At 66.0% G+C, this 25,824-nt stretch carries 22 protein-coding genes; 8 read left to right on the forward strand and 14 right to left on the reverse strand.

Annotation, left to right across the window (positions count from 1 at the left end):
- The first annotated feature begins 68 nt into the window (after window positions 1-68).
- Window positions 69-509, forward strand: a complete 441-nt coding sequence (locus tag J1N60_RS16255) for a hypothetical protein (RefSeq protein ID WP_312909001.1) — start codon at window positions 69-71, stop codon at window positions 507-509.
- A 52-nt stretch (window positions 510-561) separates the two neighbouring features.
- Here J1N60_RS16255 and J1N60_RS16260 read toward each other — a convergent pair whose 3' ends face one another.
- The 4 genes from J1N60_RS16260 to J1N60_RS16275 all read right to left on the reverse strand — a co-directional run bounded on the left by J1N60_RS16260 (window position 562) and on the right by J1N60_RS16275 (window position 4,225).
- Window positions 562-942, reverse strand: a complete 381-nt coding sequence (locus J1N60_RS16260) for a cupin domain-containing protein (protein ID WP_312912609.1) — start codon at window positions 940-942, stop codon at window positions 562-564.
- 113 nt (window positions 943-1,055) lie between these two features.
- The gene (locus J1N60_RS16265; protein WP_312909002.1) at window positions 1,056-2,060 is read right to left on the reverse strand and encodes a TIGR04024 family LLM class F420-dependent oxidoreductase; all 1,005 of its coding nucleotides are present in this window, start codon (window positions 2,058-2,060) and stop codon (window positions 1,056-1,058) included.
- A gap of 15 nt (window positions 2,061-2,075) precedes the next feature.
- Window positions 2,076-2,852: an SDR family NAD(P)-dependent oxidoreductase gene (locus tag J1N60_RS16270; RefSeq protein ID WP_312909003.1), complete on the reverse strand. Its 777-nt coding sequence runs from the start codon at window positions 2,850-2,852 to the stop codon at window positions 2,076-2,078.
- Between the two features lie 200 nt (window positions 2,853-3,052).
- Complete coding sequence (locus J1N60_RS16275; RefSeq protein WP_312909004.1) at window positions 3,053-4,225, reverse strand: tubulin/FtsZ family protein; 1,173 nt, start codon at window positions 4,223-4,225, stop codon at window positions 3,053-3,055.
- 440 nt (window positions 4,226-4,665) lie between these two features.
- Here J1N60_RS16275 and J1N60_RS16280 point away from each other — a divergent pair, with 440 nt between their 5' ends.
- The gene (locus J1N60_RS16280) at window positions 4,666-6,570 is read left to right on the forward strand and encodes an ABC transporter substrate-binding protein (RefSeq protein ID WP_312909005.1); all 1,905 of its coding nucleotides are present in this window, start codon (window positions 4,666-4,668) and stop codon (window positions 6,568-6,570) included.
- A 114-nt stretch (window positions 6,571-6,684) separates the two neighbouring features.
- Window positions 6,685-7,584 (forward strand): phosphatase PAP2 family protein, encoded by a 900-nt coding sequence (locus J1N60_RS16285; RefSeq protein ID WP_312909006.1) that lies wholly within the window; start codon window positions 6,685-6,687, stop codon window positions 7,582-7,584.
- Window positions 7,585-7,641: 57 nt separating this feature from the next.
- Here the strand turns inward: J1N60_RS16285 and J1N60_RS16290 are convergent, their stop codons facing one another.
- The 7 genes from J1N60_RS16290 to J1N60_RS16320 form a co-directional block, all read right to left on the reverse strand.
- A complete protein-coding gene (locus tag J1N60_RS16290) occupies window positions 7,642-8,610 on the reverse strand; it encodes a sugar phosphate isomerase/epimerase family protein (protein WP_312909007.1) in 969 nt (322 codons plus the stop codon).
- Between the two features lie 90 nt (window positions 8,611-8,700).
- Window positions 8,701-9,780, reverse strand: coding sequence for a Gfo/Idh/MocA family protein (locus J1N60_RS16295; protein WP_312909008.1), 1,080 nt, complete (start codon window positions 9,778-9,780; stop codon window positions 8,701-8,703).
- A 39-nt stretch (window positions 9,781-9,819) separates the two neighbouring features.
- Window positions 9,820-10,032, reverse strand: coding sequence for a DUF8005 family protein (locus tag J1N60_RS16300; protein WP_312909009.1), 213 nt, complete (start codon window positions 10,030-10,032; stop codon window positions 9,820-9,822).
- Entirely contained in the window at window positions 10,029-11,237 is a 1,209-nt protein-coding gene (locus J1N60_RS16305) for an ABC transporter ATP-binding protein (protein WP_312909010.1), read from the reverse strand. Before J1N60_RS16305 ends, J1N60_RS16300 begins: the two co-directional genes overlap by 4 nt.
- A 3-nt stretch (window positions 11,238-11,240) precedes the next feature.
- Window positions 11,241-12,299, reverse strand: a complete 1,059-nt coding sequence (locus J1N60_RS16310) for a carbohydrate ABC transporter permease (RefSeq protein WP_312909011.1) — start codon at window positions 12,297-12,299, stop codon at window positions 11,241-11,243.
- Window positions 12,300-13,295 (reverse strand): carbohydrate ABC transporter permease, encoded by a 996-nt coding sequence (locus J1N60_RS16315; RefSeq protein WP_312909012.1) that lies wholly within the window; start codon window positions 13,293-13,295, stop codon window positions 12,300-12,302.
- 8 nt (window positions 13,296-13,303) lie between these two features.
- On the reverse strand, window positions 13,304-14,752 hold the full coding sequence (locus J1N60_RS16320) for an extracellular solute-binding protein (protein WP_312909013.1): 1,449 nt from the start codon (window positions 14,750-14,752) through the stop codon (window positions 13,304-13,306).
- Window positions 14,753-15,178: 426 nt separating this feature from the next.
- Here J1N60_RS16320 and J1N60_RS16325 point away from each other — a divergent pair, with 426 nt between their 5' ends.
- The 4 genes from J1N60_RS16325 (at window position 15,179) to J1N60_RS16340 (ending at window position 21,976) form a co-directional block, all read left to right on the forward strand.
- Window positions 15,179-15,601: a CopG family ribbon-helix-helix protein gene (locus tag J1N60_RS16325; RefSeq protein ID WP_312909014.1), complete on the forward strand. Its 423-nt coding sequence runs from the start codon at window positions 15,179-15,181 to the stop codon at window positions 15,599-15,601.
- A gap of 102 nt (window positions 15,602-15,703) precedes the next feature.
- Window positions 15,704-16,702 carry an AIR synthase family protein gene (locus tag J1N60_RS16330; RefSeq protein ID WP_312909015.1) on the forward strand — a complete coding sequence of 333 codons (999 nt, stop codon included), beginning with the start codon at window positions 15,704-15,706 and terminating at the stop codon, window positions 16,700-16,702.
- A 184-nt stretch (window positions 16,703-16,886) separates the two neighbouring features.
- Entirely contained in the window at window positions 16,887-17,363 is a 477-nt protein-coding gene (locus J1N60_RS16335) for a DUF2062 domain-containing protein (RefSeq protein WP_312909016.1), read from the forward strand.
- A gap of 242 nt (window positions 17,364-17,605) precedes the next feature.
- On the forward strand, window positions 17,606-21,976 hold the full coding sequence (locus J1N60_RS16340) for an outer membrane protein assembly factor BamB family protein (RefSeq protein ID WP_312909017.1): 4,371 nt from the start codon (window positions 17,606-17,608) through the stop codon (window positions 21,974-21,976).
- Window positions 21,977-21,994: 18 nt separating this feature from the next.
- Here J1N60_RS16340 and J1N60_RS16345 read toward each other — a convergent pair whose 3' ends face one another.
- Window positions 21,995-22,630, reverse strand: coding sequence for a DUF998 domain-containing protein (locus J1N60_RS16345; RefSeq protein WP_312909018.1), 636 nt, complete (start codon window positions 22,628-22,630; stop codon window positions 21,995-21,997).
- On the reverse strand, window positions 22,627-24,123 hold the full coding sequence (locus J1N60_RS16350) for a hypothetical protein (protein ID WP_312909019.1): 1,497 nt from the start codon (window positions 24,121-24,123) through the stop codon (window positions 22,627-22,629). The genes J1N60_RS16345 and J1N60_RS16350 overlap by 4 nt, the downstream gene beginning before the upstream one ends.
- 78 nt (window positions 24,124-24,201) lie before the next feature.
- On the opposite strand from J1N60_RS16350, the gene J1N60_RS16355 reads away from it, so the two are divergent.
- A complete protein-coding gene (locus J1N60_RS16355) occupies window positions 24,202-24,552 on the forward strand; it encodes a VOC family protein (protein ID WP_312909020.1) in 351 nt (116 codons plus the stop codon).
- 46 nt (window positions 24,553-24,598) lie between these two features.
- Here J1N60_RS16355 and J1N60_RS16360 read toward each other — a convergent pair whose 3' ends face one another.
- Window positions 24,599-25,783 (reverse strand): ABC transporter ATP-binding protein, encoded by a 1,185-nt coding sequence (locus J1N60_RS16360; RefSeq protein WP_312909021.1) that lies wholly within the window; start codon window positions 25,781-25,783, stop codon window positions 24,599-24,601.
- Window positions 25,784-25,824 lie beyond the last annotated feature (41 nt).

Raw genomic sequence — 25,824 nt, forward strand, 5'->3', positions numbered from 1 at the left:
GCTGTCGTGACGACTCAGTCCTCGAGTTGGCGGCAACAATTAAGCCTCTCAAACGGCCAGTGAGGAACGTGGATCGACGCCTCATCGTTACGATGGCGTTCACCGGCTACCTCGTCGGCGGCGCCCTGTTCGCCATCGCCCAGTCGGCGGCCGGCGTGACGTACACGGAGAGCCAGGTCGAGTTCATCGTGCTCGTCGGCTACCTCGGCCCGCTCCTCGCGATGGGGTTCGTCTGGGTGAAGAACTACGGCTACGGCGCGCCGCTGCTGGTGGGAACGACCGCCACGACCTGCTGGTTCGTCGTCTACTTCTTCTTCGTCCACGACAATCCCGCGAACGTCGGCGCCGTCACGGGCGACTCCGCCGGTGCGTACACCGCGTCGGTCGTCGCAGTCGTCGCCCTGTCGCTCGTGACCGCCCTGACCGGGACGTGGCTCTGGTACTGCGAGAGTGACGGGTTTCGGGAGGCAGTCGATGACGTGATTCGCCCGACGGACGCTCGAGAGTGAGGAGTTAGCGTGAGAGTGAGGGTACGTGCGAGAGCAAGACCGTGATCGCGACTCAACCCTGAAAACCCGTGAGCGACCAGGTATCGTCGTCGTCGGCTTGCCCCGAATCGAACTCGGGGGCACTTATCAGCACGAACGCGCTCTCTTCGTCACCGTTTCTGATCTGCCGTTCTGCCTCCGGTGCGATCCAGACCGCGTCCCCCTCCTCGACGGGGACCGACTCGTCGTCGACGCGAACCTCAGCGGTGCCGCGAACCAGGACGTACACCTCCTCGTGATCGTCGCCGGTGTGATCGTGCGGTTTGCTGTTCCAGTTCGGCGGGCACCGGGAGAACGTGACGCCGACTTGCCGACAGCCCAGCGGTTCGCTCAGGAGGTGCATCGCGTCCGAGACCTGCTCGACCTCCTCGTAGTTGACCTTCCGATAGCTCATGCTCATGGGTAGAGTTTCGTGACGCGTTCTCTTAAACGCTCACTCGTGTTAGCTGGCGAAGGAGATCGGCGGATTCGTCCGTCGAAGTTCTTACCCGGAGCCTCGAGCACGACTCACCGTTCGGGCGCGAGCGCGTCGATCGTCGCCTCGATCTCCTCGGTCGTAGCCCCCCGCGGGAAGCCGATGGCGAGTGAATCGACGCCGTCGATCGCCTCGAACTTCTCGAGTTCGGCGCGGGCTCGCTCGGGCGTCCCCGCCGCGCCGAGGTCGTCGAGCAGGTCGTCCGGGATCAGCGAACACGCCCGCTCGTGGTCGCCGCTCGACCAGGCGGCCGCGATGTCGTTCGCCTCCTCCTCGTACCCCTGCCGGGCGAGGGACTCCCGGTAGTACGTGCCCATCGCGCCGACGTAGAACGCCAGGTGCTGGCGGGCGAGGGTACGGGCTCGTTCGCCGTCCTCGAGCGCGCAAGCGGTCAGCGAGAGCGTCACGCGAACGTCGTCGCGCTCGCGGTCGCCGAGGCCGATGCCGCGCTCGAGGTCCTCGAGGCGTTCGCGCATCCCCTCGGGCGTGAAGACGATGGCGTGCCAGCCGTCGGCGAACCGGCCCGCGAGTTCGACCGACTTCGGCCCCATGCCGGCCACGTCTACGGGGATCGGCGTCTCGGGCGGGTCACAGCGTAACCGGAAGCCAGCCAGCGAGAAGACGTCGCCGTCGTAGTACAGCGTCTCGCCGCTGGTTACGGCTCGGACGATTTCGAGGTACTCGCGCGTGCGCCGGAGGGGTCGGTCGAAGTCGACGCCGTGCCAGCCCTCGACGACGGCCGGGCCGCTCGGGCCGATACCGAGGCGGAGGCGTCCGTCGGAGACCTCCTGGAGGGTGGCGGCCGTCTGGCCCAGGAGTGCCGGGGAGCGCGAGTAGACGTTGGCGATGCTCGGACCGATGCCGATCTCGTCGGTCTCGGTCGCAATTCGCGTGAGGACGGTTACGACGTCGCGCCCCCACGTTTCCGGGACCCACGCGCGTTCGTACCCCCTATCCTCGCCTCGTTTGGCGATGTCGACGAGTGACTGGACGGAGGGCTGTGCGGCGACGGGCAGGTGAAGCGTTTTTCGGGTCATAGTAGGTCTCAAATATCAGACGTCGGGTTTCTCCATAATCGCTGGTTTGCCGGCGGCCTCGAGCGTCTGCCCGACGAGGTACGACGAGGCGGGGCTGGCGAGGAACTGGACGACATCAGCGATCTCCTCGACGGTTCCCATCCGTCGATCGAGGTCGTCGCGGTCGACCTCGTCGGCACTGATTCCCATCTGGGCCTCGACGCCCTTCGTCGCGACGAAGCCGGGAGCGACGGCGTTGACGCGCACGCCCTCGGTCGCCCACTCGAAGCCCAGCGAGGACGTGAGCGCGTTGACGCCGGCTTTCGCCGCCGCGTAGTGGCTCATGTACGGTGCGCCCTGGATCCCGGCGACGCTCGAGAGGTTGACGACGATGCCGCCGCCGTCCTTGAGGTGGTCGGCGGCCGCGTGGGTACACAGGTAGGTTCCGGTGAGGTTGATGTCCAGGATCGTTCGCCAGCCGTTCTCGCTGATGCCGTCGAAGTTGGCCACGAAGCTGGCGCCCGCGTTGTTCACGAGGACGTCCAGTCCGCCGAACGCCTCGACGGTCGCCTCCACGAGGGCCGCGATGGCCTCGCTATCGGTCACGTCGCACTCGACGGCGAGTGCGTTTCCAGGCCGGTCACTTTCCTCGATAGCCTCAGCCACGGGGTCGACGTTCTCCTGTTCACGAGAGCAGATTACGACGTCGACGCCGTCGTCGGCGAAGCGCTCGGCGATGGTCCGGCCGATGCCGCTCGAGGCGCCGGTCACGATGGCGACGTCGCCGTCGATGTGGAACTGTTCGACCGTCATCGTCGGTCACTCCGTCTCGTGGTACCCATGCTCGTGGCCGAATACACAGTCAACTCTCTTAACGTTGTATGTCCCGTGATCGATCGACGGGGGACGATTCTCGAGTCCGTGCTAAAAACCAGGGAGTGGGCACTCGAGGGCGGTGGCGGTCGCGGAACGTCGAAACGGATGGTCACTCGGCCTTCTCGAACGTCCGGCGCCTAGAACAGCGCGTCGAGTTCCCCACCGGTGTCGAGCAGCGACTCGAGACCGCCGGTCTGTTCGGCTCGAATCGTCGAGGTCGTCTCTTTGGTCTCGACGGCGACCGACTGGAGTTGCTCGACGCGTGGTACGTCCGTGACCCCGGAGAGGAGGACGATAGCCCCCACCTCGTCGGCGCCCGGTCGTGGGTAATCGCCGCCGCGGATCTCCATGCTCCCGGTCTCCTCCTCGAGCCAGGTTCGTCCGCGCTCGATTCCCTTCCGGCTGAGCTCGTCCGGCGGGCCGGCCGCCACGACGAGCCCCTTGTCGGCGCTCGAGACCGAACAGGGGAGCGTCAGTCGGCCCAGCGTCGCCTTTCGGACGAGGCTCGTGATCCGATTTGTCGCCTCGTGTTCGGTGCCAAAGTGGGTGCTCGAGGACGTTCCGGATACGCGCTCGAGGATACCGGACGTGTTCGAATTGACCGACTGAGTTGCGTAGCCGATCGTGGCGACGCCGGTCTCGAGCGTGTTGATGATTTCGGAAGCGTCGACGACGCTCTCGGCGACGTGGTCACCCGACGAGACTTCGCCCGCGGCGAAGAGTCGGCCGACTCGCTCGACGAGTTCCCGGTTGCTCCGTTCGAACCCGCTCCCCACCGACTCGCCGGTCTGGCGCCAGGCGTCGTTGTCAAAGACGAGCAGCGAATCGACCTCGCGCGTGAAGGTCCGGAACGACCGGGCGGCGTTGAGCGTGTAGATGCCACCCTCGTCCGTCGCAGGGAGGATGCCGAGCCCGTACACCGGTTCGTTGTAGATCCGTTTGAGGTGCGTCGCAAGTACGGGGGCACCGCCCGATCCCGTCCCGCCGCCCAGACCGGCCACGATCAGGAAGGCGTCGAGGTCGTGGACGGGCACGCGATCGATTGCCGTCTGTATCTCGTCGACGTCCGCCGCGGCGACTTCGGCGCCCAGTTCGTTGTCTGCGCCCACGCCGTGGCCTTTTACGCGAGACTGCCCGATCAGGACGCGATTCTCGGGAGTGACGTGCTCGAGTCCGCGCAGGTCGGCCGTCGCGGTGTTGACGGCGATCGCCGCCTCGACGACGTGGCCGCCGATCGTTTCGTCGAACGCACAGAAGGCGTCGACGACCTTTCCGCCTGCCTGACCGAAACCGATGAGTGCGAGTTTCATGGCTCTGTTTCCGTCGGCTACCGCCTGGTATTCCCGCCTTACAGCGCTCGCCCCGATTCACGCGGGCGATCGTCGCGGAATACCTGTCTGGGAGCCGTACTATCAGGGCTTCGTATACGTCCATTGTTATGCCGACCGTACTGCGAACGCCGGGATTCGAGCGAGCGGGTAATCGGTCGCTACGGGACGTTTGGGAGCGATTACTCGAGGCGTCACTCGAACCAGAACTCGATTCTCGACGCTCGAGTTATACACTCGATTTCCGTCTCGCGCGTATCGCGCGACTGCAGAGTGCCCACTGGTGATCGTCGTGTTCGATGCGTCCTCTCCGACGTGATCGAAGGGGTGCCGCCTTCGTTCGAGGGCGGCAAACTACCAGAGACACGCAATGTCGACTGAGTAGAAAGTCATATACTGCGCCGTAAGTAACCAGAGAGGTGATGGATAAACGGGTACGCCGGCGAGACCTCCTGGCCACACTCGGGGCCACTGCCAGCGCGTCCCTCGCCGGCTGTTCGGAGTACATCTGGTCTGGAACCAATGGCACCTCGCCCGACCCGGTCTCCCTCGAGATCAAGACCGTTCCGACCGACGACGACGTCATCGCCCCGAAGATCGCGAACCAGTTGACCGACAACCTCCGTGCGGTCGGGATCGACACCGATCACGTCCCGCTCGAGGAAGCCGAACTCTACCGGGAGGTACTGATCGAACGAAACTACGACGTCTTCATCATTCGCCACCCCGGTTTCGACGAGGTCGACTCGCTCCGGTCGCTTCTCCACTCGGACTTCGTCGGCGAACAGGGCTGGCAGAACCCGTTTCGATTCTCCGATCCCACGACTGACGGCTACCTCGATTCACAGCGCGAAGCCAGGGGAGACGACCGACGCGAGATTTTCGATACCCTGTTTACCTATCTCACCCAGGACGATACGGCTCCGTACACCGTCGTCGCCCACCACGACCACCTCGGCGCCGTCGACGCCGACCTCTCGCTGTATCAGATCCCGTTCACCCCACGGGAGTACCTCGAGGCCGTTACGAACCCACCCGACGACGAGATTGACCGCCCGCTTCGTGCCGGCCTGTTCGGCTATCAGCGCACATCACGCCTGAACCCGCTCGTCGTCGACCTGACCGACGTCCAGACGATTCTGGACCTGGTGTACGATCCGCTCGTTCGAAAGTTCGACGAGGAGTACGTCCACTGGCTCGCCGAGCGTATCGAGTGGGACGAATCCGGCGGCAGACTCGAGGCGAGGGTGACGCTCCACGACGGTCTCCACTGGCACGATGGTGAGCCAATCGACGCCGAGGACGTCCGGTTCACGGTCGATTTCCTCTCCGACACCTCGCTCGGAGAAGCCGAAAGCCCCGTCACGGCTCCACAGCTACGAGGTCGGCAATCGCTGATCGACGAGGTCACTGTGACTGGCGAACACACGGTCCGCGTTCACTTCGATGGCGTCTCTCGAGAAGTGGCTCGGTGGGCGCTGACGCTCCCCTTGCTGCCTGAGCACATCTGGTACGAGCGGTCGGAACTCGTCGGTGATCACCAGACCGAGGCCCTCAACTGGGACAACTCCGAACCCGTCGGCTCCGGCCTGTTCGCGTTCGTCGAATCCGAAGACGGCGAGTCGGTCACCCTCGAGGTGTTCGAGGATCACGTGCTGTACGAGTCCGAGTCCGAAACCGAAGGCGAGGGCGAAGGCGAAGGCGATGACGAACCGGCGACGGATGCCCCCGAGACGGAGCCAGAGCACGACGGAGCCGACAACGAGACGGACGACGGGCCCGAGGACGGTGACCGAGACGGAGACGGAGACGGGAACGGGGACGAGCAATCCGACGACGAAGACGCGTCCACAGAGACAGCTCCCAGATTCGACGGCCTCGAGTTTCGCGTCCTGCCGAACGTTGGCGCCGCTCTCGACGCGCTGATCGACGGCGACCTCGACTTCATCGCCAATCAGGTCCCGGCGACCCAACTCGACGAGGTCGCAGACGAGGAATCCATTCGGACGACGACCCAGGACACCGGGGCGTTCTACATGATCGGGTACAACCTGACCCACTCCTCGCTCGGCAACCCCCGGTTCAGGGGCGTGATATCGCAGTTGATCGACCGCGAAAATGCGGTCGAGACGATTTTTCACGGGTATGCGAGCGCGCCAGAGACCCAGAGCGCCTTCGTTGGCATCCCCGACGACCGGTGGGACACCGACCGCTACGCTTCGGGATACGGATTTCCAGGCCAGGAGGGAGAACTCGACGAAGAGCAGGCACGAGCGCTTTTCGAGGAGGCCGGGTACAGTTACGTCAACGGCGAACTCGTCGAGTGATCGGCCGCGCTGGCTTTTCGTACGAACCTGAGGCTGGGCCTTCGGTCAGTCACTGTGAACAGATTCGCCCGCGAGCAGATTGTTTTAACCCCGTCGAGAACGTACCAGGTGCGTATGGCACTCGAAGGAGTCGTGGTGGATCTCGCGCTCGGCGTCGGCGTGATGCTCTGCTCTGCGACGCTGGTCCTAGTCGGGCCGGCACGATTCACCCGCGCACTCAGGGATGCCGGGTCGCGGTTTCGAAGCGCATCCCTCTCTCTCGGCGCTCTCCTCGGCGTGTTGGCCCTCAGATGGGGAGGTTCCCAGAGCGCCCCGTGGACCTCCCAGGACGTCATGTCGTGGTTACAGTTTCGCGTCGTCGGCCGAAACATCACGCCGCTGATCGACCGATTCGAGCGGGAACTGTTCGCCGAGAACCCCGTCATCGTACTCCAGTCGCTCGAGAGCGACCTCCTGACGTCGTTTTTCGTCTTCAGCTACCTCTATGGCTACGCATTCTTGCTCCTGTTCCCGTTCGTCGCGTACTTCTCGCTGCGGCGAATGGACCGGTTCAATTCGCTGGTGCTCGCGTTTACGGCGAACTACGCCATCGGCCTGCTCTGTTACGTATTGTTCATCGCTTACGGGCCGCGAAACCTCCTCGCCCTCGAGGTCGTCCCGCTCCTCTACGAGTCCTACCCGCAGGCCCGGTTCCTGACCAACGAGATCAACCAGAACACGAACGTCTTCCCCTCGCTTCACACGTCGCTGTCGGTGAGCGTCTTCTTCCTCGCGCTGGCGACCCGCGACGAGTATCCGCTCTGGGTGCCCATCTCGGGCATTCTGGCACTGAGCGTCGTTCTCTCGACGATGTACCTCGGCATCCACTGGTTCTCGGACGTCGCCGCCGGAATCGTTCTCGCCGCTGTAAGCGTCTACATCGGGCTCAACTTCGACCTCGAGAAGTACCGAGGGCCGCTCCTGACGGCCGTGTCTCGCCGGACCTGGGGGCGAGCAGATAGCGGTAGCGGGTAGCGGGTAGCGGGTAGCACGGCGCTAGATCAGCACAACCGGCGGTGACGGCGAAACTGGCTACTCGGCCCAGTACGCTTCGCCCGGCTGGTCCGTGAAGACCGCCCGCTCGAGCAGTTCGATGGCCTTCTCGAGGCCCTCCGTCGAACTCGTGAGCGAGTCCTCGTGTTCGATGCTCAGCACGTCGTCGTAGCCGACCATCCGGAGCGTCGAGACGATGTCCTTCCAGTGGCCCTCGCCGTGGCCGTAGCCCACCGAGCGGAACAGCCACGACCGGTTGGGCTCGTCGTCGTAGGCCGTCGTGTCCAGGACGCCCTTCACGCGCGATTCCTCCTCGTAGATGCGGGTGTCCTTGGCGTGGACGTGGTGGATCGCGTCGCGGTTCCCGAGGTGGCGAATCGCGTCCGTGATCGAGATTCCCTGCCAGTAGAGGTGCGAGGGGTCGAAGTTCGCCCCGACGCGTTCGTTGGTCGCTTCGCGCAACTCAAGCAGGCCGCTAGGTTCGTAGACCAGCATGTTCGGGTGCATCTCGATCGCCAGGTCGACGCCGTGATCGTCCGCGTAGGCGGCCAGGTCGCCCCAGAACTCGCGGGCAACCTCCCACTGGTACTCGTGGGCGTCGGCGTGTTCGCTCGGCCACGGCGCCGTGATCCAGTTGGGGACCTCGTCGTTCGGTCCACCCGCCGGGAGACCCGAGAAGCAGGTGACGGTGCCGACGTCGAGCTGGTCGGCCAACTCGATCGTCTCGCGGAGTTCCGTATCCGCCTCGCTCGCGCGTTCCTCGTCGGGGTGGAGCGGATTGTTGTGGGTCGCGAGCGCGCTGATTCGCATCTCGTGGTTCTCGAGCAGCGCGTGGAGGTCCGCCTGCGCGTCCTCGTCGTCGAGGTACTCGTCTCGAGGCAAGTGGGTGTCGCCCGGATAGCCGCCGACGCCGGGTTCGATCGCGCCGACGCCGCGCTCGGCGAGGTAGGCGACGGCGTCCTCGAGCGATTCACCGTACAGTGGTGGAGTGTGTACGCCGATGTCCATACGTCTCGATCGACGGCTGCCGGCGAAATAAAAGGGCGGGTACGCGCAGTCGTCCAGTCCTCTACGCTTCGACAGCGATACCTGAGGCGATCAAGGGGACTCGAAATCCATCACGCACCTGCCCAGGTCGCTCGAGCGGTAGATCGCGTCGATCACCTGCTGCACCGCGAACGCCTGGTCGACGCTGTCTTCGAGCGACCGACCGCCGACGATGGCGTCGAAGAATGCGCGCTGTTCGTCGGCGTGGGTGTCGTTGTGCGCCGTCTCCACGGACGTATCCTCGAGGTGGTGTGGGCCGGCCGCACTCGCGGAGTAAAACGAGAGGTCCCCTTCGAGGAAGTCGAACCGCGCGGCGGCCTCGGTCCCGCGGACGAAGAACTCGTGGGTCGGCGGGCGGTTCGTCGCCCAGGCGACCTCGAGCGAGATGGTCCGTTCGTCCGCACATCGGATGAAGGCGCTGGCGGAGTCGTCCACGTCGAACTCCTCCGGTCCGGCGTCGTCGCCCCACATGTCGAGGTAAGCGTACTCCTCCTGGGTGCCGAACTCGGTTCGCGTCACGCCGTTGACTTCGACGACGTCGGGGTACTCGTGAAGGTAGAGCGCGAGGTCGATGGCGTGTACCCCGAGGTCGATTAACGAGCCGCCGCCCGCGACCGCCCGACGGGTGAACCAGGAGCCACGACCCGGAACGCCTCGCCGGCGGACGTAGTTCGCCTCGATGTGATTCACCCGCCCGAGGTCGCCACGTTCGATCCGGTCGCGAACGATTCGGACGGTGTTCAGAAAGCGGTTGTTGAACCCGACCATGCAGACGGCCTCGCTCGCCTTCGCGGCGTCGACGATTCGTCTGGCGCTTTCGAGGGAGTGCGCGAGCGGTTTCTCGACCAGCACGTGCACCTCTCGCTCGAGCGCGGCGACGGTGTACTCCTCGTGGAACTTGTTCGGCGTGGTGACGATCACGGCGTCGACCTCGTCGTAGAGGTCGGTGTGGTCGTCGTACGCGTCGACGTCGTAGCGGCGGGCGAAGCTCTCTCGAGCGTCCGCGGAGATGTCCATGCCGCCGACGAGGGGGACGCCGAGGTCGAGCAGGCGCTCGGCGTGGTACTGCCCGATGTTGCCGAGGCCGACGAGGCCGGTTCGAAGCGTCGTTCGGTCGTGTTGTGGCGTCATGTGCGGTGAGTGCGTCTCCCGGTCGAGTCCAGACTCGACTCAGTACAGTTGTCGTTCCCGTTCGTCCCGTTCTTTCCGTTCGTCTCGCTCCGTCGCATCGTCTTCGAGGCGCCGTCGTCCCCGGCGATACCGGCGGATTCCGGGGACGATCTTGTATCGCACGTCGAGGACGAACGAGACGATCCCGTAGATCCAGAAGAAGAACAGGACGAGCAGGCCGCCGTAGTAAATCGCGATGACGAGGTCGCTCATGAGTAGCTGTCGGACTCCGCCTCGGTCGGCGTCGTGTCGTCGCCCCGGGGCTGTTCGGCGAACGTCTCGATGCCGTGAGCGAGCGCCTCGCCGGTGGTCGAATCGAAGAGGTGGATGCTCGAGCGGTCCAGGACGACGCCCGTCTCCTGGTCTTCCTCGATCGGCGTGTCGGGGTCGAGACTCATGAGCAACTCGCCCGTCGAGGCCCCGGCGACGTCCTCGTCCATCGTTCGACTCGGGCCGTCCGCGAGGCGCAGGTAGACGAACACCTCGTTACCCATCGGTTCCAGGACGTCCGTGGTGACGGGGATCTCCTGCGTGGCGGTCGCGAATGACCCGGTTCGGTCGGCCAGGTGGACGTCCTCCGGTCTGACGCCGAGCGTCACGGGGTCGCCGACGGTGACGCCCTCGATTGCTGCCGGATCGAACGCGACGTCGAACCACTCGCTTCGGAGGCCATCCTCGACGAGTTCGCCCTCGACGAAGTTCATCGACGGCGAGCCGATGAAGCCGGCGACGAACCGGTTCGCGGGTTCGTTGTAACAGACCAGTGGCGGGTCGATCTGCTGGAGTTCGCCGGCGTTGATGACGGCGATGCGATCTGACATCGTCATCGCCTCGGCCTGGTCGTGGGTGACGTACACGATGGTCGTGTCGAGTTCCTTGTGCAGGCGCTGGAGTTCGGTCCGCATGTGGACTCTGAGCTTGGCGTCGAGATTCGCCAGCGGTTCGTCCATCAGGAAGACGTCCGGCTCGCGGACGATTGCTCGTGCGATAGCGACACGCTGACGCTGCCCCCCGGACATCTCGTCGGGCATCCGGTCGAGCATGCCCTCGAGCTGGACGATGTCGGCGGCCTGGTCGACCCGGCGATCGATCTCGTCCTTGTCGTACTTTCGGAGTCGGAGGCCGAAGGAGATGTTCTCGTAGACGTCCATGTGCGGGAACAGCGCGATGTTCTGGAAGACCATCGACACCCCGCGATCCTTCGGCGGCAAGGTCGTGACGTCGACGTCGCCGATATATACCTTCCCCTCCGTGGGTTTGGTCAGCCCGGCGATGGTCTCCATCGTCGTCGACTTCCCACACCCCGAGGGGCCGACGAGGCAGACGAACTCCCCGTCTTCGATCTCGAGGTTCATGTCGTCGACCGCGGTGACGTCTTCGTAGCGTTTCGTGACGTGTTCGAGTGTTACGCGTGCCATAGTTTACTCCTTGAGTGCGCCGGCGGTCAGTCCGCTGACGATGCGTTCCTGGGCGACGACGACGAGGATCACGACGGGCAGGACCCCGACGATGCTCGCCGCCGCCATCAGGTTGAATTCCGTCGAGTACTGGGTCTGGTAGCTCAGGATGCCACCGACCAGCGGCGACCAGTTCTGGGGCTCGTTCCCGATAGCCATGATCGAACTGAAGAAGTACTCGTTGTAGACGGCGATAAAGGTGAGCACGGCCGCCGTCGCCACACCGGGTGCCGACAGAGGCATGATCACTCTGAACAGCGCCCCGAGTCGGGTCGTCCCCTCGACGCGCGCGGCATCCTCGAGGCCGTCGGGAATCTGGGCGTAGAACGTCGTGAGGATGAAGATCGACAGCGGCAAGAACAGCGCGCTGAACGGCAGGACCATCGACGCGGGGCTGTTGACCAGCCGCGGCGACTGGAACAGTTCGACGCCCAGGAACGGGATCACGACCGCGTTGCCGGTGAACGCCTCGAACAGCGGCACCAGGAACGCCGCCGGCGGGAAGTACGAAATCGCCAGGATACCGAGCATGAGCGCCCCGCGACCGGGGAACTCGAGGCGCCCGAAGACGTACCCCGCGAGGCTCGCGATCATGATGACGATAACGGTCGTGATCGTCGCCAGCACGAAGCTGTTGAAGACGTAGAGGTGGAACGGGATCACCTCGAAGACCTCGACGAACGACTCCACGCGGAACGCCTGGGGCGTCGGGAATGGAATCTCGAGGCCCAGGAATGAGAGCGTCCAGTCGCCCGCGATGATGTCCGTGTTGGGCGTCAACGCGAGCACCAGCAGCCAGTAGAACGGGAACAGCGTCGTCGCCAGGAAAAAAATCGCGACGACGTAAAACAGCGCCCGGTAGAGGCGGTCTCGACTCCCCGAGTCGGTGAGCACCGACCGCGTCCATCGCTCGAGCGGGCCTCGCCCGTCGTCTTCGGTCTGTCCGCGGCGTGTTTCCGACGCGGCGTCGGGCGTTCCGGACTCGGCTCGAGGCGGCGTTCCAGTTCCCGATTCGGGACTCATCTACAATCCCTCCCTGTACTGCTGGTAGACGACGATCAACACGACTGCACCGATGATGCCCGCCGTGACGAACGCGATCGCCGAGGCGAGCCCACGCTGGCTCGTGAACGTCGCAACGACCATGCACGTAAGCGACGGGACGGCCGTACAGCCGGCCGTCGAGTCGATCAGGCCGTAGACGCGCATGGCGTCGATCGTCCGGAACAGGATGGCGATGCCCAGCGTCGGCAGGATGAGCGGGAACGTGATGAGCTTGAACTGCTGCCAGCGCGTGGCGCCCGACACCTTCGCGACGTCGTAGAGGCTCCGATCGATGCTCTGGAGGCCGGCGAGAATGAGCAGGGCCATGAACGCCGAGGTCTTCCAGATGTCCGCGACCGTGACGATGATCAGTCCGCTCGAGGGATCGTTCAGCGTGTTCTCCTGGGCGACGATGCCGAGCGCGGCGATCAGGTCGGCGGCGAACCCGGTGCTCGGGTGGAACATCAGGTAGAAGATCATCCCCTGAATGACGATGGGGATCGCCCACGGGATGATGATGGCCACGCGAACCCAGCTCCGGCCCCGGAAGTCCTGGTCGAGGACGAGCGCCTGGCCGAATCCGATGATCGTCTCGAAGAAGACGCTCACGAACGTGAAGATGAGCGTCACCATCAGGGCGCTTCGGAACATCGCGCTGCTGGTGAGGTCAGTCGGCAGGAACGTCGACGATCCGGGGAGCCACCGATCCGCGTCGCCGGTGAACAGACTCACGTAGTGATCGAGGCCGACGAACTCCCCCGATCCCGCGCCGATGAGGTCCGTGAACAGCGACATCTCGAGTGTTCGCAAGAGCGGGTACAGCGCGATGGCTCCGAGGAGGACGAAGACGGGCGTCAACAGGAGGTAGGCGAAGCCGGTCTCGCCGAGGTTCTCCATCCACCTGGTGATCGCGACGAACGGTCCCGACCGCTTCGATTCGCGCGTCGGGCCGCTCGATCCCTGTTCGGTGCTCATAGGTCACGTCACCCCGATTCGATGTCCTCGAGCGCTGATTGGAGGTCCGCGGCAGCGTCCTCGGGATCCTTCGAGCCAGAAACTGCGCTGTTGGCCTCCTCGGCGATCCGCGTCGACTCGGTGCCCCAGACCTCCGTGACGGGACGGGGCATCGTGTTCTCGCCGGCGAGGCGAAGCGTGTTCATGTACGCGCCCATCGGCTCGATGCTCTCGGCCTCCTCGGACTCGAAGAGTTCGGGCTTGGGCGGGAGCCAGCCCCAGATGTCGAGGATGCCCAGCAGCAAGTCGTCCTCCATCGACACCCGCAACACCTCGCGGGCCTGCTCGAGGTTGTTCGAGTTCGGGTTGAGCACGATGTGCCAGCCACCGAGGGCGGAGGTCGTCCCGCCGGTACCGGACTGGTTCGCCTCGTCCTCGGTGACGGCGTAGGGAATCGGCATCGTCCCGACGTTGTCGACGCCGTGTTCCTCGGCAGCGGCGCGGATCGCGTACGGCCAGTTGCGGTGAAACGCCGCGTTGCCGTTCTCGAACTCGGGCAGGGACTCGTCTTCGGTCCAGGAGGTGATGTCGGAGGGGGCGACGCCGGAGGCGTAGCCCTCGAGCGCGTCGCCGTACTCCGGATCGACGAAGGTTCGCATCATCCGCAGCGAGTCCACGAACTCGGGCTCGTCGACGGTGACCGGCCGGTCGCCGACCGGACCGAACAGGTTGTCCGGCCCGCCGAAGTACGCGCCGCCCCAGGAACTCAACACCTCGTTGAACGTACAGCAGGACGTTCCCTCGTAGACGTCCCACTGCGTCGAGAGGCCGAACTCGGCGCCGGAGGCGTCGACGACTTCCTCCGCGAGATTCGACCACTCCTCCCAGGTTATGGGTTCGGTGGCCCAGGTCTCGAAGTCGCCGTCCTCGTAGCCGGCCTCGCGGGCGTAGTCCTTTCGGTAGATCATCACCGGGAAGTCCGGAAAGAGCGGTACGCCGTAGAGGTCCTCGGATTCGGGGTCGCGAGCCGTCGCGGTGAACCCCTCGAAGTACTCGTCGTTGACGCGCTGGACGTCTTCCTCCTCGAGTTCCTCGTTCAGGTTCGCGATGAGTCCCTGCTGAATGAAGACGTTGACCCAGCCGTTGTCCATCAGCATCAGGTCGGGTTCGGCTTCCCCGGTGTCGAGGGCCGTCTGGTAGTTGTCCCGGCGTTCGTCGCTGTTGTCTGCCCCGGGGCGGAACTCGATCTCGATGTCCTCGCTCAGCCCATTCTCGTGGTACAGGCTCTCGATATCGTCGCCGACCTCGTTCGCTGCGCTCGGGTCGAAGCCGAACGAGACCGTTCCCTCGGAGTCGTCACCACCGCCGCCGTAGATGCACCCGGCAAGTCCCACCGCACCGGAGGCACCCGCTGCGGCGACGAACGTCCGACGGGAGACCCGCGAGCGTGGCGCGTTTCGGGGCCGATTTCCAGACATAACGTGCACTCGTGTGCGGGGACCGGCCATTGTAATAGAGAGAATACACATCCCAGCCTCGTCGCTTCCGGCGTGTAATCTCGAGTTACTCATCGAGGGATATAGCCGCCGACTCGAGGTCGGAATCAAACGATTCCAGCCCCCGGTTTCGCCACGAGTGTTCGTCTCGCGTCGTTCGTCGACGCCCGTCACCGTTTCCGAGTTTTTGGGCAAGACACCGTTGGCCCGCGGCGAGGAAGCGTAACGAGGAGTTCTCTCGGGACTGTAAAGCCGTCGACGCCAATCGTCAACCCTCGATCCGCGACTCGAGCGGTAACGTCGACTACCGGGTCGAACCCGAATCCGTGTCCGGCTTTAACTCTGACTCTGAACCCAGACCGAGGTGGAATAATAAGGTTTAACAATTCTATGGTATCAGATTATTATATGGCCGTCGTAAGCGTCTCGATGCCGGATGCGTTGCTCGAGCGAATCGATCAGTTCGCCGACGATCACGGGTACACGGGTCGGAGCGAAGTCGTCAGGGAAGCCTCCCGAAACCTCCTCGGCGAGTTCGAGGACACCCGACTCGAGGACCGCGAACTCATGGGCATCGTCACCGTCATGTTCGACTACGAGACGACCAGCGTCGAGGAGCGGATGATGCGCCTCCGCCACGAACACGAGTCGCTCGTCGCCTCGAACTTCCACAGCCACGTCGGCGATCACTTCTGTATGGAACTGTTCGTCCTGGAGGGCTCGCTCGAGGACATCTCGACGTTCGTCGGCAAGATCCGGGCGACCAAAGACGTCCTCTCGGTCGATTACTCGGTCAATCCGGTCGACGGACTTGAGACGATTAGCGAGTGATCAATCCTCGGTAGCACGACGTGCTACTACACTTTTTGAAGTAGCTGTTGCCGCCTCTGTGCCTTCGACAGCTACAAGCCGTCCATCGCCCACGTTCGTCGTATGCCCGGCAAAGTCCACCCCGACGACCTCGTGGCGCACGTCTTCGGCCGAACCGGTGACGCCGATGAGTCGGTCTTGCAGGGTCCCGCGACGGGCGAGGACGCGGCGGCCATCGACTGGCCCGGCGGCCACCTCGTCGTGAGTTCCGACCCCATCTCACTCGCTGCCAGCGAAGTCGGCACCCTCGGCGTTCACGTCGTCTGCAACGACGTCGCCGCCAGCGGGGCCGACCCCCGCTGGCTCACGACCGTCATCCTGCTCCCCCCGTCGGCGGCCGACGACGGGGACGACACCCTCGAGACCGTCACCCACGACCTGGACGCCGCCGCTCGCTCGCTGGGGGCGACCATCGTCGGCGGCCACTCCGAGTACGTCGACGCCCTCGAGCGACCCCTGGTCTCGCTGACCGCGATGGGCGCCGCCGACCGCGTTCTCGAGACCGGTAGTGCCAAACCGGGCGACCACGTCCTTTTGACGAAAGCCGCCGCCATCGAGGGGACCGCCATCCTGGCGGCGGACTTCGGCGAACAACTCGACGTCGACGAGACCGCGCGCTCGAGCGCCGAGGCGTTCCTGTCGGAGATTAGCGTCGTCCCCGACGCCCGAGTCCTCCGAGAGTACGCGACTGCGATGCACGACCCGACCGAGGGCGGCGTGACGGCCGGCCTGCTCGAACTCGCCCAGGCCTCGGGCGTTCGACTCGAGGTCGACCGCGACGCGATTCCGGTCCGGTCGGAGACGGCGACCCTCTGTGCGGCAGCCGGGGTCGACCCGCTCCGGATCTTCGGCTCTGGAGCACTGCTCGCGACGGTTCCCGACGACGACCTCCAGGCGTGTCTCGACGCAGTTTCGACGGCCGACCTCGAGGCGACGGTCGTCGGTCGCGTCCGGGCACTCGAGGGCGACGCCGAACGACCGTCGCTCGTTCTGGACGGGGAATCGATCGCCGACCCGGTGATGGACGACCTCTATTCGCTCTGGGAGGAGAGCGACGCCTGAGGAGCGCGTCGAACTCGTACGCGCGAACATTCATCTATCCACTCTCGAGCGCTGGCGTACCGTCGTGTAAACCCGACTCGAGTCCCAATACAGTATTTCCGGTTGACACCTGTCGACACGCTTTTCTCTCTCGATAGATGAGGTTGCGCTGATAGGCAGTATGTTCCGTGACCGAGTGATACGCGTGCAGGACCGGGTACGGCACGCGCTCCGGACGGCGTGGGAAGAGGAACACACGCCCCACGAGGTCGCGACGAGTTTTGCCATCGGCATCTTCGTCACGGCCCTGCCGACCGGTGGGCTCGGAATCGGCTCGTTTTTCCTGTTCGCGTACTGGTGGTCCTGGATCTCGAAGCCCGCGATCTTCTCCTCCGTGGCCGTCCTGAATCCCGCCATCAAACCCGCCGTCTACCTCGGAAGTTTCTACGTCGGTGCGACCCTCTTCGGCACCGATCCCCTCATCGCGACCAGGTGGACACACCTCGAGACCGCCCTGCTGTTGATCCAGCTCCTGCTCATCGGAAATCTCATCCTCGCAGTGGTGCTCGCCGGCGTCGCCTACGTCGCGGCGTACTATCTGGTCCGGAACTACGTCGAGCGCGCCGACCAGCAGACGGCCTCCCCGGCCAGCGACCTCCCCACTCCGTTCTGGCGGAAGTAGCCGTTTTTGGTCCGTTCTGTACCTCGCTACCGCCGCCAACGGGGTAGTTGACGCGTTCGCCCCACTCACACATGCACACCCGCATTTCGAGACGATCTTTCACATCCGAAAACTCGAGATACAGCGCCAACTGACAGTCTTAGGCACCGAAATAGTGGGGATAGAATTAACTCCCCCCAGACGGATTCACAATCAGTTGTGGACCGTGCTGAACCAGCACGGTCTGCGTCCATCACGCATCTATGCCACGAAACGACACTTCGAACCCGGACGACCCCATGCTCGGGGAGCCGGACGACGACCTCGAGGTCACCCTCGGGATCGACCAATTACAGCGCTTTCTCTCGGCCGACGACCCCGACGTTCGCACGTACGCGGCCAGCACGCTCGCCGGTGAGGCGGCCGACCGACCGCGCGAGGTCTGCTCGGCAGTTCCGGCACTGATCGACCGACTCGAGGACGAACCGTCGGTTCGCGCCAACGCGACGGCGGCGCTCGCAGCAATTGCCACCGAGCACCCGGCAGAAGTCGCGGCTGGCGTTCCGGCGCTGACCGATCGACTCGAGGGATCGACCGCCGTCCGTGTCGACGCCGTCGACGCGCTCGCGGCGATCAGTGACGCAGAACCGGCGGCGTTGCTCGAGTCGGTCGAGGCGCTCGCGGCGGTCGTCTCCGCCGAGGAAGAGGACCAGGACGATCACGAAGACGAAGACGCGTTCGTCTGCCGGCGAGCGACCGCTGCACTGGCGGCCGTCGCCGACGCCGACCCCGGGGCGGTCAGACCCGTGGCAGCCTCGATCGCCGCGGTCGCCCACCACGAGGACGAGATGGTTCGCGAACACGCCGTTCGAGCCCTGCGGGCCGTCGCCGAATCGGACCCGACCGCGCTCGCCGCGACGACCGACGCCGCCACGCCCCTGCTCGAACGGCTCGACGACTACGGAGCGATCCGGGCCGACGCGATGGCCGCACTCCGCGCGCTCGCAGTCCAAGACGACCCCACACCGATCGCCGTCGAACCCGTCGCGGAACGACTCGACGACGAAAACCGAAGCGTCCGTGAGGACGCCGCGCACACGCTGCTGGCGGTCGCAGCCGAGACGCCGGCGCGAGCGTCGACCGCACTCGATCCGCTCACGGCGGCGCTCGCCGATGCCCCCTCGATTCGCGAACCGACCATCCACGCACTCCGGCACGTTGCCACCGCAGACCCCGCGCTGTCGGGTCTCGAGTCGTCCGTTCCGCCCGTCACCGATCGATTGACCGACGTTCAGACAGCCGTCCGTACTGACGCAGCGGCGACCTTGCGTGCCGTCGCCGACGAACGGCCAGCCACCGTGCAGTCGTCGGTCGGCGCGCTCGCTGCAGTCCTCGAGGACGACGTGATCGAAACCCGTGAACACGCTGCCGCCGCAATCGAGGCCGTCGCCGAGGAGCACCCCGACGCCGTCGCGCCCGTCGTGGCGGACCTCGCGGCTCGCCTCGACGACGAGGATGAGGACGGGGACGGGGACGGGGACGGGGACGAAGATGAAGACGAAGACGAGGCGTCGGTTCGGGCGAACGTCGCTCGAGCCCTGGCCGCCGTCGCGGCGGTCGATCCCGACGCCGTTCGCGCCGTGGTTCCCTCCCTCACCGCGTGCCTGGACGAGCCGAACGAGTCGGTCAGACGGCCGACCGCCCACGCGCTCGGTGCCATCGCTCGCGACGGTGCCGTCGATCAGGGGGTCGTCGAACGGTCCCTCGCACAGCTCGAGACGGGACGAGGCGACGAAATCGACACGTGGCAACAGGGTCACGCCGCCCGGTCGCTCGCCGAGGTGGCCGAAGCGCAGGTCGCGGGCGTTCATCCAGCCGTTCGGTCCCTCTCGACCCGGCTCGCAGCCGACGACGTCGCCGTCCGGAGAGCGGCCTCTCGCGACCTCGCCGGCGTCGCCACGGAACGGCCACGAGACGTTCGTTCGGCCGTCGAACCGCTGGCGGCCAGCCTCGAGGACGACGACGCGAGCGTCCGCAACAACGCCGCGATCGCCCTCCGGAGACTGGGGGAGGCCTACCCCGAGGACGTTCGGTCGGCGTTGGGCGCACTATTCGGAGCGGTAGACGATCCCGACCGAACTGTCCGAACGAACGTCGTCGCCGCACTCACCACGATCGGTCCCGATGGCGATCGCGTTCGATCGCCGGCCCGGGCACTGGCTGTCGCCGAAACGACCGCCGACGACGCCTCGATTCGAACCGGCGCACTCGAGGCCCTCGGCGTGTTGCTCCCGGAGACTGGCGACGAAACGATTGCCGTCGTCGACGCCGTTCTCGATCGACTCGCCGACGACTGTCGACCAGCCGAACGGAGTGCCGCGCTCGAAGCCCTCGAAACCATCCTCACGAGACCCATCGAGACCGATCCGACGCCGACCGAGGCCGTCCTCGACCAGTTCGACGACGGGTCGGGGGCGAGGACGACCGCCCTGGCCCGTTCGCTGGCCGACCTCGCTCGCGTCGATACGGCCATCGTGGAACCGCTCGCCTCGAGCCTGCTCGAGCGACTGGCGGACGCCGAGCGTCTCGAACGCCAGGCCCACCTTCGAACCCTCTCGGCCGTCGCCGATGGATCGGATCGGGCCGTCGTGGCGCTCCTCCTCGATCGTCCAGGTGATCGACCGATGGAAGCAGTCGCGGCCGACCTCGCGACGCTCGCCGTGGTCGAGCCGGGAGCAGTGAGCCAGGATGCAGATGCCGTCGCCGACCTCCTCGAACACGAGACGCCGGCCGTTCGCGGCTACGCGACGCTCTCACTCGCGACCGTCGCCGTCCTCGAGAACGACTCGACGCTCGAGACGGAGTTCGACGCCGTCGAGGATCGACTGGTCGACGCCGCGTCGCTCGTGGCCGGCGGGGAAACGCCGACGCATACCGACGCGATCAACAATCAGCTCTCGGGGCTCGGCCGCCGCGTCGACGGCGATCCCTGGGCGGCCGGAACGGCAGTGCTCGCACTGTCGGTGCTCGCCGACTGCTCGGAGCGGTTGCGACCCACAGCGATCTCGAAAATCGCCGCCGGCCTCGCCGTCGATTCGCCCGTGGTTCGGGTTACGACAGCCCGAACCCTCGCAGCGGTCGCCGAAGACGACGACGGCGGGTTCGAGTCGAGCGCCTCGGCGCTCGTGGACGCGCTCGAGGACGAAGACGACAGCGTTCGAGCGTTCGCAATTCGCGCGCTGTCCGCACTGGCACCTCGCGGCGACGTGAACCTCGCGGCGGCGAGAGACACCCTCGTCGCCCGGTTGGCCGATCCCGACAGCCGCGTCAGGGAACAGGCGTGTCACGGCCTCGGATTCGTGGGCGTCGAGCCGTCGATCCTCGAGCCGCTCGGAGCCGATCCAGTCCCGGCCGTCGCCGAGGCCGCCGTTCGAGCCCAGAACCGGGCGACGAGTGCGCACGAACCCATCGACGACCACGACGAGTGGGGCGACTGGAGCGCCGCTCGAGCCGACGCCGCACGGACCGGGGCCGTTCCCGACGGCAACCCGCTCTCGTCGGCGGTCGACGTCCAGTGGCGGTTCGATCCGGACGTGCGAACGACCGCACCGACTGTCGTCGGCGACACCGTCTACGTCGGCACCGGCAGCGGTCGCGTACTGGCAATCTCGCTCGAGACCGGCGACGAGCGCTGGGGGTATCAAACCGACGGCATCGTGACCGGGCCGCCCGCTGTCGTCGCCGACGAGGTCTACGCCGCGAGCGCTGACGGGACGATGTACGCGCTCGAGCGGGAGACCGGCGAACGAAGCTGGCAGTACCGGCTGGACGCGACCTGCCGGGTCGCCCCGGCCGTCGCCGATGGAACCGTCTACGCGGCCGACGACGACGGATCGGTGTACGCCCTCGAGGCCGAGTCGGGCCGCGTCGAGTGGACGTTCGCGACCGACGAGACCGTGGCCGTCGCGGAGGTCGCGGTCACCGGCGGTGGCGTCTTCGCCGGAACCACGGACGGCGTCGTTCGACGCATCGACGGCAAATCCGGCTCGCTCGAGTGGACGCGCGACCTCCGGGCAGCGGTCGACGTCGAGGACGACGGCGGCCGCGGCGGCGACGAGGACGCGAACGCCGAGGAAACTAGCTATCTCGCCGCCACGGACGACCTCGTCGTCGCCACGGACGGCGACAGCCTCTACGCCCTCGAGGCGGCCGACGGCGCGATTCGCTGGCGATTCGACACGGGCGGCGCCCTCGAGGCCCCGGCGGTTGCCCGCGGAACGGTCTACGTCGCCAGCGCCGATCTGAGCGTGTACGCGGTCGACCTGGCCTCGGGCGTCGAACGGTTCCGGTTCGACACCGGTGGAGCGACGCCGACCGCACCGGCCGTCGTCGATGGCACCTGCTGTGTCGGCACCGACGAGGGGGTCATCTACGCACTCGATGCGACCGACGGCGCGGCACGGTGGCGATACGACACCGAAACCGGGGCGGCCCTCGAGGGGCTGACGGTGGCGAGCGGGCTGCTGTGTACCGCCGGCCCCGGCGGTATCGCCGCCCTCGGCGACGACCAGTCCTCGTGGGCCGATCGCATCGGGTTCTCCGGGCTGTTCACCCGGTTCGGCGCGAACCAGTAGCCGTTCTCGAGCCGTCTCTCAGGACCCGCCTCGAGTCCCTGACCGAGCGGCAGCCGTTCTCGCGAGGATCAGTATCCAGGCGCCGAAGGCGACGGCGGCGACGAACTCCGGGACGGCGAACCAGCGCCCCGGGTCTGGCGCCGTAGAACGAACGAGGAGCCAGCCGAGCCAACCGAGCAGGTGGGTGACACCGAGCCAGATCGACGCGATCGCGACCCACCGATCGCCGGCCAGCACCTGTCCCGTCCCGGTGAGCAGCTGGGCGACCGGAGCGACGCCGAACACCGTCAGCGCGGCGAGACCGTGCAAGCTCGACTCGAGGTAGTACGCCGTGTGTCCGAGGAAGAAGATCCCGACGCCGACCATGCAGAGGACGGCGACACCGGTGAGCGCGATACCGATCCGCTCGAGCCGATTGCGAGCACGCGTCCAGAGCAGGGCGACGAACGGTGTACCGAAGAGGCCACCGAGGACGAGACCGCCGTTGAACAGCCAGAACGTTCGTGCAGTGACTCGGCCCATGTCCGAAAGTGCGCGCGTTCGCCAGGTGAACGTCTCGGGAGTCGCGACGAACGTCGACAGGACGATTCCGGCCAGGGCGACGGTCGGGGCGGCGACGCCACAGCGGATCGCCAGCGAGCGATAGTCGGTCATGGCGCACCACCGAGAGGAACGGCGCCGCGAGCCGTCGATCGTGCGTCCGACAGCGTGTCGCCAGGCGAAGGGCGCGGCGGCCGTACTGCCGATTGGGCCGTTTCGATCACCTCGCTCGAGAACAGGCGTCGACTCGAGTCGAGCGACGAATCCGTCGAGCCCCCCTCGTCGAACGTAATTCGAACGTCGCCCGTCGCTGAAATCCTCTCGAGACTCGCCGACTCGACGAACGCCTCGTCGCCGGCGAACAGAACGAGCGTCCGGTCGTCGGCGCGCTCGAGGCTGAAGGCGTACGTCTCGGTTCGCCAGCGCGTCGTCGTCGCTGTGCGATTCGCCGCGTCGACTCCGGATTCGGGTTCGAGGCTCGTCGCCCGGCGCTCGAGTGCCGTGGCCATCGCGTCCGTCGCGAGCGAGGCGTTCGATTCGTCCTCGAATCTGATCGCCCAGGCGTAGCTGTCGACCCGGTTATCGCCGCTGTCGCCGTCGCCGGCCACGGCCCCTTCGCTCGAGAACCGCCGCACGCGGTCGTATGACCAGCCCGCGGCGGCGTCTCTCGCCGCGTCCGGGACGAGTTCTGATGCGAGTACCTGCTCGAGGACAAACGACCCAACGACGTCCGTTCCGGCGGGGTCGCGCTCCCAGCTAGCGGATTCGGTATCGACGTCAATATCGAACGGCTCGAGTTCGGCCTCGCCCGAGGCGATTGCCGGCTCGCCGCGGCGAACCTCCTGCATCGTCACCGGCGGCGTCTCGTAGACGCTCCAGTGGGTCGCCGGCGAATCGACCGCTGCCTCGACGTATCGACCGCCGTGGTGGTACGGCCCCCAGGCGACCCTGGTTCCCGGATTCGCGTTCGGGTACAGCGACTCGAGTAACTCGTCCTCGGGCGCCACGAGCAGGTCGTAGGTTTCGACGTACGCACTCGAGACGTAGACGGCGCTTCCTTCGATCAGGCTCGTCACCGTCAGTCGGGCGTCGGTCGTGCCGCGGTGTTCGGCTGGAATCTCCGCCTGGACTCGCTGCGGTGCGCCACGCTGGAACTGCGCGGTGTGGACCAGTTCGTGGACCAGCACCTGTTCGATTGCCGCCGCCGAGGCGTCCGCCTCGGGCAAGAGGTACACCGCCTGCATGGGACTCGAGACGCCACCGACCCGGAGTTCCTCGGCCCCGTCATCAGGATCGGGTGCCGGGATTCCCATCACGGCATAGAAACTCGAGGGGTCCTGGACGGTTCGCGGTAGCCGCGCGATGGGCTCGTTCACGTACACCGTCGGCGGCCGGAGGTCGACCGCGAGGAGCGCCTGCACACGCTCGAACGTCGTGTTCGCGTCGAGGGGCAGGTCCCCGTGGACCTCGAGCGATCGCTCGTCGGTCGCGCGGTCGTCCGGCGGCCCGTCGCCGCTCGTGTCGGCCATCGGCGCCGCACAGCCGGCGAGCACCACCGACAACAACACGGCGGCCGTCGCCATCCGTCGACCGACCGACTGAGACATACCTGTCACTGTCGATGGACGTCCTATAAATACTCCGACACCCCAACGGTTTTTCCGTCACCCGTACTCGATTCGACCATGGCCGGCATCGTCTTCTTCGGCACCGAATCGCTCGAGTCGATCGTCGACTTTTACGTCGAGGAGCTCGGCGCGGAACGGTGGCTCGAACAGCCCGACTGTACGATCCTCTCCTCCGACAACCTCCTTATCGGATTCTGTGCTCGCGAGAACGCCGACACGGACGGGACGATCACGTTCGTCTTCGACACCGCGAGCGAGGTCGACGCGATGTACGAACACCTCGCGGATCGGGCGCGCGGGGAACCGGTCGAGAACGATCGCTATCGAATCTACCAGTTCTTCGCCGAGGATCCGGAGGGACGGACGCTCGAGTTTCAGACGTTTCGTCACGAGACTGATTCGCTGTAAGAGAAGTCAGGCAGTCGAATAGACGCTCAATCGGCCGAACAGACGATCAATCAGCCGAACTCGAGGTCGCCTCGCTCTCGACGCTCGATTCGACGGCGTCAACGCGCTGGTCGGCGGGGAACCACGCCAGGTCGTGATCGGCGGTCACCCTGACGGCGACGCGCTCGTCCAGGTCGATCCGGTCCGAGTGATTGTGCATGCACTCGATGGTCCCGCCGTCGTCGAGTTCGACGCGGTAGAGAATCGTCGGCCCGAGGTAGCGCCGGTAGACGACCGTCCCGTCGGCTTCGGGGCCGCTCGCGGGGTAAGCCGTCACGTCGTCGGGGCGGAGGAGGAGGTCGATGTCGGTTCCGTCGTACTCGGCGACGAGACCGTCGACGTCCGCTCGCAGGACGCGACCCAGGGCCGTCGAGACGTGGTCGCCGCGGACGGTCCCCGACAGAAAGCTCGCGTGCCCGAGAAAGCCTGCAACGAACCGCGATTTGGGGTGCTGGAAGACGCGTTCGGGTTCGTCGATCTGCTCGAGGTCGCCGTCGTTCATGACGGCGACGCGGTCGGACACCGAGAGCGCCTCCTCCTGGTCGTGGGTGACCGACACGGCGGTCACGCCGGTTTCTTTGATGATGCGCCGAACCTCTTCGCGCATCTCGACGCGGAGGTCGACGTCGAGGTTCGAGAACGGTTCGTCAAGCAGTAACATCTCGGGTTCGGGGGCGAGCGAGCGAGCGAGCGCGACCCGCTGTTGCTGGCCGCCGGAGAGTTCCTGGGGATAGTCGTCGCCGTGCTCGCTCAGGTTCACGAGGGCGAGCAGTTCGTCGACGCGGGCCTCGCGTTCGTCCGCGGGCCAGTCGGTCAACCCGAACGCGACGTTCTCCCTGGCAGTCAGATGCGGAAAGAGCGCGAACTCCTGGAACACGACGCCGACGCCGCGTTCTTCCGGTGAGACGAACGAACCGTTCCCGGCCACGGACGTGCCGTCGAGGCGAATCTCGCCGCCGTTCGGTCGCTCGAGGCCCGCGATGAGCCGGAGCGTCGTCGTCTTGCCACAGCCGGACGGGCCGAGGAGGGTCAGGATTTCGCCGTCGTGGACCGTGAGCGAGAGGTCGTCGATAACCGCCTCGGTGCCGTAGCGCTTGGCGATGCTCTCGAGTTCGAGGACGACGTCGCTGGTGGGCGGTGCGTCCGCGGGCCGGTCGTCGGCCGTCGACGTGAGCAGGGATTCGTGAGCCATTGGCAACCGCTGTCTTCGTTAGTTTAGGCTACCCTAAAACA

Source organism: Natronosalvus caseinilyticus (assembly GCF_017357105.1).
Taxonomy (GTDB): Archaea; Halobacteriota; Halobacteria; order Halobacteriales; family Natrialbaceae; genus Natronosalvus; species Natronosalvus caseinilyticus.